Annotated in this window: 10 protein-coding genes; 9 read left to right on the plus strand and 1 reads right to left on the minus strand. The window is 63.6% G+C overall.

Annotated elements, in window-relative coordinates:
• The first annotated feature begins 37 nt into the window (after positions 1–37).
• Positions 38–1,276, plus strand: coding sequence for a lytic murein transglycosylase (locus ASD01_RS27785; protein ID WP_029742359.1), 1,239 nt, complete (start codon positions 38–40; stop codon positions 1,274–1,276).
• 109 nt (positions 1,277–1,385) lie between these two features.
• Here the strand turns inward: ASD01_RS27785 and ASD01_RS27790 are convergent, their stop codons facing one another.
• Positions 1,386–3,020 carry an MFS transporter gene (locus tag ASD01_RS27790; protein WP_029742360.1) on the minus strand — a complete coding sequence of 545 codons (1,635 nt, stop codon included), beginning with the start codon at positions 3,018–3,020 and terminating at the stop codon, positions 1,386–1,388.
• A gap of 273 nt (positions 3,021–3,293) precedes the next feature.
• Between ASD01_RS27790 and rimP the strand changes: the two genes are divergently transcribed.
• From rimP to ASD01_RS27830, 8 genes are all read left to right on the plus strand, one after another.
• Positions 3,294–3,914 (plus strand): ribosome maturation factor RimP, encoded by a 621-nt coding sequence (gene rimP / locus ASD01_RS27795; protein WP_029742361.1) that lies wholly within the window; start codon positions 3,294–3,296, stop codon positions 3,912–3,914.
• A gap of 46 nt (positions 3,915–3,960) precedes the next feature.
• The gene (gene nusA / locus ASD01_RS27800) at positions 3,961–5,580 is read left to right on the plus strand and encodes a transcription termination factor NusA (RefSeq protein WP_029742362.1); all 1,620 of its coding nucleotides are present in this window, start codon (positions 3,961–3,963) and stop codon (positions 5,578–5,580) included.
• A gap of 5 nt (positions 5,581–5,585) precedes the next feature.
• Entirely contained in the window at positions 5,586–6,293 is a 708-nt protein-coding gene (locus ASD01_RS27805; RefSeq protein ID WP_029742363.1) for an RNA-binding protein, read from the plus strand.
• A gap of 105 nt (positions 6,294–6,398) precedes the next feature.
• A complete protein-coding gene (gene infB / locus ASD01_RS27810; protein ID WP_034804758.1) occupies positions 6,399–9,110 on the plus strand; it encodes a translation initiation factor IF-2 in 2,712 nt (903 codons plus the stop codon).
• A complete protein-coding gene (locus ASD01_RS27815) occupies positions 9,110–9,562 on the plus strand; it encodes a hypothetical protein (protein ID WP_034804755.1) in 453 nt (150 codons plus the stop codon). Before infB ends, ASD01_RS27815 begins: the two co-directional genes overlap by 1 nt.
• A 79-nt stretch (positions 9,563–9,641) precedes the next feature.
• Complete coding sequence (gene rbfA, locus ASD01_RS27820) at positions 9,642–10,049, plus strand: 30S ribosome-binding factor RbfA (protein WP_029742366.1); 408 nt, start codon at positions 9,642–9,644, stop codon at positions 10,047–10,049.
• Between the two features lie 8 nt (positions 10,050–10,057).
• A complete protein-coding gene (gene truB / locus ASD01_RS27825) occupies positions 10,058–10,993 on the plus strand; it encodes a tRNA pseudouridine(55) synthase TruB (RefSeq protein WP_034804752.1) in 936 nt (311 codons plus the stop codon).
• 183 nt (positions 10,994–11,176) lie between these two features.
• Entirely contained in the window at positions 11,177–12,889 is a 1,713-nt protein-coding gene (locus tag ASD01_RS27830; protein WP_162251050.1) for a sensor histidine kinase, read from the plus strand.
• Positions 12,890–12,933 lie beyond the last annotated feature (44 nt).

Raw genomic sequence — 12,933 nt, forward strand, 5'->3', positions numbered from 1 at the left:
ATTTCGGACGCTGCAATCCAACCGATGGGGAAGCCTTATGCTGAGACTTCTTTCACTGACGACCTTGCTGCTCTGTGGCTGGCTGGGGCTCGCGCAAGCCGCGACCAAAGCCGACGTCGAGGCGCAGTTTCGTACCTGGCTGCAGAATGATCTCTGGCCGGAGGCGAAGAAGGCCGGCATTTCCGCCGGATCCTTCAAGGCGGCCTTTTCCGACGTGAAGCTCAACTGGGACCTGCCGGATCTGGCGCCGCCCGGCTTCCCGAAGCCGAAGGAACAGAAGCAGAGCCAGGCGGAGTTTTCCTCGCCCGGAAACTACTTCTCGGAAAAGCGTCTGCAGGGGCTCGCCGCCACCGGCCGCAGCCTGGCTTCCACCCATGCGTCGACCCTGAAGAAGATCGAGCGCACCTATGGCGTGCCGGGCTCGGTGATCGTTGCCATCTGGGGCCGCGAATCCGGCTTCGGCCGCGCCAAGATCCCCTATCCGGTGGTCGACGTGCTCGCGACCAAGGCGTTTATGTCGACGCGGCCAGACCTGTTTCGCCGCGAGCTGATCGCGGCACTGCACATTCTCGACAGCGGCGATGTCGACGAGGCGGCGATGCGCGGCTCTTGGGCCGGCGCGATGGGTCAGCCGCAGTTCATGCCGTCGAGCTTCCTGCAATATGCCGTCGATTTCGATGGCGACGGCCGCCGCGACATCTGGAATTCGGTGCCAGACAGCCTGGCGTCGATCGCCAATTATCTGGTCAAGAAGGGCTGGCAGCGCGAGCGTGACTGGGGCTTCGAAGTATCGATTCCCGAAGCCGTCTCCTGTGCGCAGGAAGGGCCGGACCTCGCCCAGCCCCTGTCGAGTTGGGCAAACAAGGGGATCGTCAGGATTTCCGGCAAGGCCTTTCCGTCGCACGAATTGTCCGCATCTTCGATGATGCTGGTGCCCGCTGGTCGCCATGGGCCGGAGTTTATCGTCACGCCGAATTTCTACGTGCTCAAGGAATACAACAACTCCGACCTCTACGCGCTCTTCATCGGCAACCTCGCCGACCGCATTGCGACGGGCGGCGGCGCGTTCCGCGGCACGTGGGGCGACGTCGGCAACATGCTGCGCTCGGACGTTCTGAAGATGCAGAAGGCGCTGGTTGCCAAGGGCTACGACGTCGGCAAGGTCGATGGTCTCCCCGGCTACAAGACACGCCGTTCGCTCGGCGACTGGCAGGCAAAGAGCGGCCTTGCCGCCACCTGCTTCCCCGATGCTTCGCTGAAGGCGAAGCTGCGATAGAGCCAATTGCAGCCGGAGGCACTGGTGTGCCGACTGCCGAAAAGAAAAGGCCCCGTCATCGGGGCCTTTTTCGTTGCATGTTCGAGACCGGCGCGAGGGCCGGCACAAGCTAGTGCATGTCCACATTCACCTGGCGCTTGTAGCGCTCGTAATGGGTCGGCACGATCGTCTGGCGCTCGATCATCCGGTGCACGCGCGGTGGTGCTTTGCCGCTATGCAGCGCCGTCAGCCTGTCGCCGACGGCCGCGTCCGCCTGGGTGCGCCGCTGGTTGTGACGCACATATTCGACCCAGGTCGGCACGTGGTAGGTCTCCGTCCAGGTGGTCGGGTTTTCAAGGTCGCGCATCAGCGCCCAGTGTCCGGCGCCGTCACGGATGCGGATGCGCCGCCGTTCCGCCATGGTTGTCAGGAACTCCGGGATGTCGTCGTCGGCGATTTCGTAGTCGATCATGATGACGATCGGGCCGCTGCGCGGTTTCAGGTCCAGTTCGAGCGGCGGCTCGTTGAAGCGGTTCAGCGGATCGAGGTTGAGCGAGGTGAATTCCGGCAAGGGCAGGCGGAAGCCGACCACGACGCCGGCGAACATCAGCAGACAGGAGCCCATCAACGCGTTGGCCGCGCCATATTGCTCGGCGGCCGTACCCCAGAGCCAGCTGCCGCCGGCAATGCCGCCGAAGGTCATGGTCTGGTAGAGCGAAAGGGCGCGGCCAACCACCCAGCGCGGCGTCGACAGCTGCACCGTGGTGTTGAACAGCGATAGCGCCAGCACCCAACAGGCGCCGGAGATGAGCAGCACGAGACAGCTCAGCCAGGCATAGGTGCTCCAGGCCGTGATCGCGGCGCTGGCGGCAAAGCCGGTGAAGGCGATGCGCACGATCGCCTCGCTCGAAAGCTTCTCGCGCAGGCGGGCGGAGAGCAGCGCCCCGCCGATCGCGCCAAGGCCGAAGGCGCCGAGCATCAGACCGTAGGTGAGCGGCCCACCCTGAACGAGGTCGCGGGCGACGAGCGGCAGAAGAGCGAGGATGGCGCTTGCCGAAAGGCCGAAAAGGAAGCCGCGCAAGAGAACCTTGCCGATGTTCGGCGACATCGCGACGTAGCGCAGGCCAGCCGAAATGGCGCGCCCCAGCGTCTCGCGCGGCAACGTGCTCGTCGGCACCTCGCGACGCCAGCGCACCAGCGCAAAGAGGATGGCGAAATAGCTGAGCGTATTGGCGAAGAAGGCAGCCGCCGCACCGAGTGCCGCGACGATGGCGCCGCCGATCGCCGGGCCGACGCTTCGGGTGATGTTGAAGCCCATGCTGTTGAGCGCGACCGCTGCCGGCAGGTCTTCGCGCGGAACCATGTCGCCGACCGACGCCTGCCAGGACGGGTTGTTGAGCGCCGTGCCGCAGCCGATGAGGAAGGTGAAGAGCAGGAGCAGCCAGGGCGTGATCAGCCCGACATAGGCACAGATCGTCAAGAGCGCCGAGACGAAGAGCATGAAACACTGCGCCACCAGCATGATCCGCCGCCGGTCGAAATTGTCGGCAAGCGCGCCAGAGACAAGCGAGAAAAGCATGATCGGCAGCGAGGTCGAAGCCTGCACCAGCGCCACCATGTTCGCCGATGAGGAAATGGAGGTCATCAGCCAGGCGGCCCCGACCGATTGAATAAGGCCGCCGAAATTGGAGGCGAGGCTCGCGATCCATATCGTGCGGAAGATGTCGTGCTTGAAGGGGGCAAGCGGCGAAATACGGGTTGGCACCTCGTCTTCTCTCTTCGTTTCTTGATTGTCGTCTCGAAGCGGTTCGTCTCCTGTTATAGGCCCGACAACGCGAAGTGCCACCCGCTGAAACTGACCTTGTTGGCGAAGATGCTCGCCGGCGGTTCGTCCGGCCATTTGCGTCGGACGGCCCAATGCCTTGCAATTTGCGGCGATGGGGCGTATATGAGCCTCAAATTCTTGATCGGTAGATGAAGAGTGGGCCCGTCAGGACCCGCTCTTTTTTATTAGCCGGTCCGATGAGGAGATGATCGTTTGTCCGATACGACAACGGCTGAAAATGCAAATGAACCCCGCCTGATCACCGAAACCGGTCTCGACCAGCGCGTCGCCGACATCATCGAGCCGGTGATCGTGCCGATGGGCTACCAGCTCGTGCGGGTGCGCATGTCGGGCCAGAACGGCATGACGCTGCAGATCATGGCAGAGCGCACCGACGGCACCATGACCGTCGAGGACTGCGAAGAGATCTCCAAGGCCATTTCGCCGGTGCTCGATGTGGAAGATCCGATCGACAAGGCGTATCATCTCGAAGTGTCGTCGCCGGGCATCGACCGCCCGATGGTGCGCAAGTCCGACTTCTTCCGCTGGCAGGGTCACCTGCTGAAATGCGAGACGTCGGTTCTGGTCGATGGCCGCAAGCGGTTCCGCGGCAAGATCGTTTCTGTCGATGACGACGGTTTCCGGCTTGAGCGCGACCAGGTGGCCTATGGCGAGGAGCCCGTCGTCGTGATCCCGTTCACCACGCTTTCCGAAGCGCGGCTGATCCTGACCGACGATCTGATCCGCGATGCGCTGACGGCCGACAAGAAGGCCAAGGCTGCGCGTGCCGCGAACGAGAATTTCGAAGACGAAGATTCACCTATTGAGGAATAAGTCGGGCGGAGCTTGAAAGCCCCCTGCAACCCAACGGAGACAAGACATGGCAGTCAGTGCTAACCGGCTCGAGCTTCTGCAGATCGCGGATGCTGTCGCGCGTGAAAAGGTGATCGACCGCGAGATCGTTCTGGCCGCGATGGCCGACGCGATCCAGAAGGCCGCCCGCTCGCGCTATGGGTCGGAATCGAACATCCGCGCCGACATCAACTCCAAGACTGGCGAAATCCGCCTGCAGCGTCTTCTGGAAGTGGTCGAGAAGGCTGACGACTACTCCACGCAGATCCCGCTCGAGCTTGCTCGCGATCGCAATCCGGACGCCAAGCTCGGTGACTTCATCGCCGACCCGCTGCCGCCGATGGATTTTGGCCGCATCGCCGCCCAGTCGGCCAAGCAGGTCATAGTGCAGAAGGTGCGTGAAGCCGAGCGCGACCGTCAGTTCGACGAGTTCAAGGATCGCGTCGGCGAGATCGTCAACGGCACGGTCAAGCGCGTCGAATACGGCAACGTCATCGTCGACCTCGGCCGTGGCGAAGGCATCATCCGTCGCGACGAGATGATCCCGCGCGAAAACATGCGCTACGGCGATCGCGTCCGCTCCTTCGTCTACGACGTTCGCCGCGAACAGCGCGGCCCGCAGATCTTCCTGTCGCGTACCCATCCGCAGTTCATGGTGAAGCTCTTCACCATGGAAGTGCCTGAAATTTACGACGGCATCATCCAGATCAAGTCGGTTGCCCGCGACCCGGGTTCGCGCGCCAAGATCGCGGTCGTCTCCAACGATAGCTCGATCGATCCGGTCGGCGCCTGCGTCGGTATGCGCGGTTCGCGCGTTCAGGCCGTCGTTGGCGAGTTGCAGGGCGAAAAGATCGACATCATTCCGTGGTCGCAGGATCCGGCATCGTTCATCGTCAACGCGCTGCAGCCGGCCGAAGTCGCCAAGGTCGTTCTCGACGAAGACGCCGAGCGCATCGAAGTGGTCGTTCCCGACGAGCAGCTGTCGCTCGCCATCGGCCGACGCGGCCAGAACGTTCGCCTCGCTTCGCAGCTGACCGGCTGGGATATCGACATCCTGACCGAGCAGGAAGAGAGCGAACGCCGCCAGAAGGAATTCACCGAGCGCACCAACCTCTTCATGGATGCGCTCGACGTCGACGAAATGGTCGGTCAGGTGCTGGCTTCGGAAGGCTTTGCCGCCGTCGAGGAGCTTGCCTATGTCGATCTCGACGAAATTGCGTCGATCGACGGTTTCGACGACGAGACCGCCAACGAAATCCAGACCCGCGCTCGCGAGTACCTGGACCGGATCGAGGCGGAAATGGATGCCAAGCGCCGCGAACTCGGCGTTGCCGACGAACTGCGCTCAATCGACGGCCTGACGAGCCAGATGCTCGTTGCGCTGGGCGAAGAAGGCATCAAGACGGTCGAGGACTTTGCTGGTTGCGCCGCTGACGATCTCGTCGGCTGGAGCGAACGCAAGGACGGCGAGACCAAGCGTTTCGAAGGCACCTTCTCGAAGTTCGACGTCTCGCGCGCCGAAGCCGAAGCCATGATCGTTCAGGCCCGCCTCGCAGCCGGCTGGATCACGCAAGAGGACCTGGCAAGCGAAGAGGTCGAAGGTGAAGAGCCGATCGACGTTGCCGAAGGCGCCGAGCAGGACGCTTAAGGACGATGATCGCCTCTGATCATGCCGACAGCCTGCCTTCGGACGCCCTGCCCACGGATGGGGGGCCGAAGGATCGCAACGGCAGCACGCGGACCTGCATCGTCACCCGTGAAAGCGGTTCGCCAGACGAGTTGATCCGCTTCGTGGCTGGGCCAGACGGTCGCGTCGTTCCCGATCTGAAGCGTCAGCTTCCGGGGCGCGGCTGCTGGGTCAAGGCCGAGCGGGCGCTGATTGAGAAGGCGGTGGCGAAGAAGTTCTTCGCCCGCGCCCTGAAGGCGGACGTCAAGGCCGACGCGACGCTCGCCGACGATGTCGACCGGCTGCTCGCCGAGCAACTGGCCGGAATGATGAACATGGCGCGCAAGGCGGCCCAGTTCATCTCCGGCGCAACGAAGACGGAGCAGGCCGTCAGGGGACTGGCGGCACTCGCCGTGTTTCACGCGTCCGACGCTGCGGCCGACGGCGTGCGCAAGATAGACCAGGCCCGCAAGGCGATGAGCTTTGTGGCCGACGATGAAATGGAAATACCTTCGTTCCGTCCCTTCACCGGGGCGGAAATGGAGGGCCTTTTAGGAAGTAATGCTTTTATCCATGCCGCAGCGCTTGCAGGGCAGGCGGGTGAAGGTGTAGTGAAGCGCGCAATCATGCTCGAAAAGTACCGAGGATCCGTCCCGGTCCGGGCCGACGGCGGCGCTGGCAAGCCACAGCAATGACCCGCGTCACCGGCACAGTCTGGCATCGCGTACATTGTTTGAGACAATTTGGAAGACAGGGTCAGGTGATACGCATCCGGCCCTGATCGCTAGGAACGGAACGGAATGACCGACAACAACGACGACAAGACAGGCAGCGCAGCGGGCAAGAAGACGCTGACCCTGAAGCCCCACGGGGTTTCGCAGGGGACCGTGCGTCAGGACATGGGCCGTGGCCGCACCAAGGCGGTCGTGGTCGAAACCAAGAAACGCCCCTTCCACCGCCCCAAGGACGAGCGTCCGATCACACCGGTTGCTGCAGCTCCCGCTGCGCGCCCGGCCGATCAGCGCCCGGCTCAGCCGCAGCCTTCGGGTCGCCCGGCACCGCAGCCGCAGCAGCATTCGACGCGTCAGGAAGCCAACCAGGCCAATCGTCCGCGCGTCGGTGTCGTTCTGAACCAGCTATCCGCCGGTGAGATCGATGCGCGCCGCCGTGCTCTGGCCGAAGCCCAGATCCGGGACGCCGAAGAAGCGGTCATCCGCGCTGAGAACGAAGCACGCCGCAAGCGTGAGGAAGAAGCCCGTCTCCAGCAGGAGAAGGAAGAAGCCGCACGCCGCGCTGCCGAGGAAGCAGCCCGCGCGGCGGCCGAGCCCGAAGCCAAAGCCGAAGTTAAGGCCGCAGAGGTTGTTGAAGAGCGCCCCGTGGCTGCTCGCGCACCGGCTTCCACCGAGCGTCGCGTTGACAGCCGCCCGCAGGCAGGACGGCCCGCCGACCAGGCAGGTGGACTTCCGACCCCGGCTCCGGCCGGCGCACTGCGCGGCCGTAAGGTCGACAACGAAAAGGATGACGATCGTGGTCCGCGTCCCGGCGCAGGTCCGGCGCGCGGCAAGGTCGTGCGTCCCGAGCCTGCCAAGGTTCCGGCCCGCCCGAAGGGCGACGACGGCCGCCGCCAGGGCAAGCTGACACTGACCACCGCTGCCGACGAGGATAGCGGCCAGCGCGCCCGTTCGCTGTCGGCCATGCGTCGCCGCCAGGAGAAGTTCAAGCGCAGCCAGATGCAGGAAACCCGCGAGAAGATTTCGCGCGAAGTCATCCTGCCCGAGACCATCACCATTCAGGAGCTGTCGCAGCGCATGTCTGAGCGCGCCGTTGACGTCATCAAGTTCCTGATGAAGGAAGGTCAGATGATGAAGCCCGGCGATCTGATCGATGCCGACCTGGCCGAACTCATCGCCGGCGAATTCGGCCACACGGTCAAGCGCGTTTCGGAATCCGACGTCGAAGAGGGCATCTTCAACGTTTCGGACACGGACGAAGAAATGGAACCGCGTCCGCCGATCGTCACGATCATGGGTCACGTCGACCACGGCAAGACCTCGCTGCTCGATGCGATCCGCCACGCCAACGTGGTGGCCGGCGAAGCCGGTGGCATCACCCAGCACATCGGCGCCTACCAGGTCGAGCAGAACGGCAACAAGATCACCTTCATCGACACCCCCGGCCACGCGGCGTTCACCGCCATGCGTGCTCGCGGTGCCCAGGCGACCGATATCGCGATCCTGGTGGTTGCGGCTGACGACAGCGTGATGCCGCAGACGATCGAATCGATCAACCACGCCAAGGCGGCCGGTGTTCCGATCATCGTGGCGATCAACAAGGTCGACAAGCCGTCGGCAAATCCGCAGAAGGTTCGCACCGAACTGCTGCAGCACGAAGTCTTCGTCGAATCCATGGGCGGTGAAGTCCTCGACGTGGAAGTGTCCGCCAAGAACGGCACCAACCTCGACAAGCTGCTCGAAGCGATCCTGCTTCAGGCGGAAATCCTCGACCTGCGCGCCAATCCGAACCGGACGGCCGAAGGTACGGTCGTGGAAGCCGAGCTTGACCGCGGTCGCGGTGCGGTTGCCACCGTCCTCGTTCAGAAGGGCACGTTGCGTCCGGGTCAGATCATCGTCGCCGGTGATCAGTGGGGCCGTGTGCGCGCGCTCGTCAACGACAAGGGCGAACACGTCAAGGAAGCCGGTCCGTCCATGCCGGTCGAGGTTCTCGGCCTGTCCGGTACGCCGGCAGCCGGCGACAAGTTCGCCGTCGTCGAGAACGAAAGCCGTGCTCGCGAGATCTCCGAGTACCGCCAGCGTCTCGCCCGTGAGAAGCAGGTTGCCCGTCAGTCCGGCTCGCGCGGTTCGCTCGAGCAGATGATGACCCAGCTCCAGACCTCCGGTCTCAAGGAGTTCCCGCTGGTCATCAAGGGCGACGTGCAGGGTTCGATCGAAGCGATCGCCGGTGCTCTCGACAAGCTCGGAACCGACGAAGTGCGTGCGCGCATCGTGCATTCGGGTGCCGGCGGTATCACCGAGTCCGATATCTCGCTCGCCGAGGCATCGAACGCCGCGATCATCGGCTTCAACGTCCGCGCCAACTCGCAGGCCCGTTCGGCCGCCGAGCGTGCCGGCATCGAAATCCGCTACTACAACATCATCTACGATCTGGTAGATGACGTGAAGGCGGCGATGTCGGGCCTGCTCTCGCCGGAGCGTCGCGAAACCTTCCTCGGCAACGCCGAGATCCTGGAGGTGTTCAACATCACCAAGGTCGGCAAGGTCGCGGGTTGCCGCGTCACCGAAGGCAAGGTCGAGCGTGGCGTCGGTGTCCGTCTGGTTCGCGACAACGTCGTTATCCACGAAGGCAAGCTCAAGACCCTCAAGCGCTTCAAGGACGAAGTCTCGGAAGTCAATGTCGGTCAGGAATGCGGCATGGCCTTCGAGAACTACGAAGACATCCGCGCCGGCGATACGATCGAGTGCTTCCGCGTCGAGCATATCACCCGGACGCTCTAATGGGCCTGAAAGCCCGGCAAATCTGCACAACGGCGGCCCTGGCCGCTGTTGTGTCGTTTTGGTGGACGCCGGTCTTCGCGGAAGTCTGCGACAAGATCTATCCCGAATGGGATGGTCAGAAATTCTCGGTTCTCAACGAGGTGGCCGCTTTTCTGACCAATTGGGTCGGCCTGGCGGCGCTTTTCTGTCTGGTTACCGGTTCAGCGGTTTTGCGCCTTCGGGCGCTGCTTTGGGTCGGGAGCCTTCTCGGCGGCCTCCTCCTCCTGGTGGCCATCATGTCCTGGGGAGATGCCGAGCACCAGGTATGGCAGTCGGCCATCAATGAGGGTTGCGCACATCCGCAGTTCGAACTGATCCAATTGCTGTCCGCGCTCGTGTTGACGGCTACGGGCGTCTTTCTGGGACTGCGTCGAAGAAAGCGGGCGCAGGCAATCAGAGCTACCCGTGCCTGAGGCACGGAAGGTATATTACGCTGAAGAGTAAAACGGTTTGCCGCCCCGAGCGGGCGCAATACCTTGGAAAGCAACGACCATGAGCAAAGCCACATCCTCTGCCCCCTCACAGCGCATGCTGCGCGTCGGCGAACAGGTGCGCGCTGCCATCACCCAGGTTCTGCAACGCGGCGAGGTCCGCGATCCGGTGATCGAGAAGACCGTCATCGCGATTTCGGAAGTGCGCATGTCACCGGATCTGAAGATCGCCACGGCCTATGTCACGCCGCTTGGCGTGCCTAACCATGCCGAGGTCATCGACGCGCTCAACCGCAATGCCAAGTACATTCGCGGCCGCCTCGGCCCGCAGCTGCGACAGATGAAATACATGCCCGACGTTCGTTTCCGCGACGATACGAGCTTCGACAATTACAAGAAGATCGACGAGCTCTTGCGTTCGCCGGAAGTTAGCCGCGATCTCGACCAGACCAGCGAAGACGAAGAATAGTAGATTTCATGTCCAAACCGCGTAAGCCCAAGGGCCGCCCGATCTCGGGCTGGCTGATCCTCGACAAGCCGCTCGACTTCGGCTCCACCGAAGCTGTCTCGAAGATCAAGTGGCTGTTCAAGGCCCAGAAGGCCGGCCATGCCGGCACGCTCGATCCGCTGGCCTCCGGCATGTTGCCGATCGCGCTTGGCGATGCGACGAAGACCGTTCCTTACGTCATGGACGGCCGCAAGATCTACGAATTCACCGTCGCCTGGGGCGAGGAACGCTCCACCGACGATCTCGAAGGCGAAGTAACCCATTCCTCGGCCGAACGGCCGAACGAAGAGGCAATCCGCGCGCTTCTGCCGAAATACACCGGCGTCATCAGCCAGGTGCCGCCGCAGTTCTCGGCGATCAAGATCGATGGCGAGCGCGCCTATGATCTCGCCCGCGACGGCGAGACGGTCGAAATCCCGGCCCGCGAGGTCGAGGTCCACCGGCTGACTCTGCTGGGTGCCGCACCCAACCTGGCCCACTTCGAAATCGAATGTGGCAAGGGCACTTATGTGCGCTCACTCGCCCGCGACATGGGCCGCGACCTCGGCTGTTTCGGCCACATCGCGTCGCTGCGCCGCACCTTCGTCGCGCCCTTCGGCGAAGAGGACATGGTGCCGCTTGCCGACCTGGTGGCGTTGGAAAAGATCGAGGACGACCAGGAACGTCTGGCGGCACTCGATGCCTATCTGATCGAGACCGGCGAGGCGCTTTCCAGCCTGCCGCACGTGCCTGTCAATGACGACCAGGCGCACCGTCTGAGGATGGGCAATCCCATTATCCTGCGCGGCCGCGACGCACCGCTGGCGACGCCCGAGGCCTATGCCACGGCGCGCGGCAAGCTGGTCGCGATCGGTGAGATCGCCGAGGGCGAATTCCGCCCCAAGCGCGTCTTCGCCGGAAGCTAAGCACCCGGAACCATTTGCCTTTGCTTTATCCTTGACGCATGATCCCGGCATGGGTTCCCAGTCCATCCGAGGTGATTCCGTTTCCGTATCGCGTTTCGTTGCCGTTTGGCGGTTGCGCCGCTTGCGGCGGCGTGCGCCGAAGGCGTTGATGCCGCCGACAGGGAACCGCAAGGGACGTTGCAGGTGACCGGTGTGACGGAGGAAGGAAAGCGCAGGGCAAGCGATGGCCTGGCGGCGATGGTTGATCGCGCCCGTCATCGGCTGACCCGCCCGTTCAGTTTCTATCTGACGTCGCTGCTGCTGGTCGCCATCGTTCCGGCCTTCATCTTCTCGCTGGTCGTGCTGAAGCGCAGCGTCGACGCGCAGGAACAGGTCATCACCTCGCTGCTGCAGGCCTCGACCGGATCGGTGACGCGCATCGTCGAGCGCGATATCGAGGGCATGTTGACGACGCTGAAGGTGCTGTCGACCTCGCGGGCGATTGAGGACGACAATTTGCAAGCCTTCTACGAGAGAGCCTCGACGGCGCTCGCGCAGACGGATTCCTACCTGATCGTCATGGATCGCAAGCACGAGCAGCGGCTTAACACCCGCGTCCCCTTCGGCACTGAGCTTGGCAAGGGGTCGGATGCGGACTCCATCGAGCGCGCCTTCACCAATAGCGGCGCGCCGCTCGTCTCCAACGTCTTCTTCGGCAAGACCGCCGGAAAATGGGTGTTCAACGTTTATCTGCCGGCAAAACTCTCGACCGGTGAGGAGTATCTGCTGGCGTTGACGCAGAACGCCGAGAACATGGCCAAGGCCGTCAACCGCGATACGCTGTCGCCTGGTTGGAACGCGGCCCTCGTCGACGGCGCGGGAAAGGTCATCATCTCCTCGGACGCGGCGGTCAAGGCCGGGGAGCCGTTCTTCCTCGACAAGGTTCCGGCGATCAGCATCGGCGTTCGCAACATCAAGGAGAACGGCACGGAGTACCGGGTGGCGACCGAATTCTCGGTGATCACCGGCTGGCGGATCATCGCCTGGGCACCGCGGGCGATCGTCGATGCTCCGGCCGTCTGGTCGTTCCTGTGGCTTTCGCTCGGCGGCATCATCTTTGCCGGCATCGCGATCGCCGGTTCGCTGGCAATCGCGCGGCTGTTGTCGCAGGGCGTCAAGCTCGTGGCGCAGGATGCCCGCCGCCTTGGCGCCGGCGAGCGGATCGAGCCGCGCCCGCATATGATCGCCGAGGTCGAACAGGTCTCGGCAGCTCTGGCCCGTGCGGCGGCCGCGCGCACCAAGGCGGAGAGCGAAATCCGTTTCTTGATGCGCGAGGTGGCGCACCGCTCGAAGAACCAGCTGACGGTGATCCAGTCCATGCTGAACCAGTCGGTCTATTCGGCCGAGAGTGCCGCTGATTTCGCCGACAGTTTCCGCAAGCGCATCGCCGGGCTCGCCCGCTCCACCGACCTTATGATCGCCAACGCCGCCCAAGGGGTCGATTTCCGGGAACTGGCCCAGAACCAGCTTCAGCCATTCACGCCTGACGATCCGAGGCGGGTGATCCTGTCCGGCCCGCCTTTGCGGCTCGAGACCCAGATCGCCCAGACACTCGGCATGGCGCTGCACGAGCTCGCGACCAATGCGACCAAATATGGCGCGCTCGCCAACACCTCAGGCGTCGTCAAGCTGAGCTGGTCGCTGGAGGATGAGGGCATTGCCATACGCTGGCGGGAGGAGGGGGCCGATCTCGCGGGCAAGCCCTCAGATCCGATCCGCAAGGGGTTTGGCACGCTCGTGCTCGAACGCATGCTCGGCATGGCCCTGAATGCGGGGCTCGAGCGGATGATGCATGCCGACGGCATCGAGTGGCGGATCACCGTGCCGCGACCGGCCGAAGGGGATGACGTGCCATGACCTGCCGCCGTCACTTTTTCTCCCTCGATCGGGGCCGAACTCCT

This window comes from Ensifer sp. Root423 (assembly GCF_001426275.1).
Lineage (GTDB): Bacteria > Pseudomonadota > Alphaproteobacteria > Rhizobiales > Rhizobiaceae > Ensifer > Ensifer adhaerens.

What these genes read in the sequence shown, in the direction of transcription:
- ASD01_RS27785 (WP_029742359.1), top strand. Translation starts at nt 38, where the DNA reads ATGCTGAGACTTCTTTCACTGACGACCTTGCTGCTCTGTGGCTGGCTG.
- nusA (WP_029742362.1), top strand. Translation starts at nt 3,961, where the DNA reads ATGGCAGTCAGTGCTAACCGGCTCGAGCTTCTGCAGATCGCGGATGCT.
- ASD01_RS27805 (WP_029742363.1), top strand. Translation starts at nt 5,586, where the DNA reads ATGATCGCCTCTGATCATGCCGACAGCCTGCCTTCGGACGCCCTGCCC.
- infB (WP_034804758.1), top strand. Translation starts at nt 6,399, where the DNA reads ATGACCGACAACAACGACGACAAGACAGGCAGCGCAGCGGGCAAGAAG.
- ASD01_RS27815 (WP_034804755.1), top strand. Translation starts at nt 9,110, where the DNA reads ATGGGCCTGAAAGCCCGGCAAATCTGCACAACGGCGGCCCTGGCCGCT.
- rbfA (WP_029742366.1), top strand. Translation starts at nt 9,642, where the DNA reads ATGAGCAAAGCCACATCCTCTGCCCCCTCACAGCGCATGCTGCGCGTC.
- truB (WP_034804752.1), top strand. Translation starts at nt 10,058, where the DNA reads ATGTCCAAACCGCGTAAGCCCAAGGGCCGCCCGATCTCGGGCTGGCTG.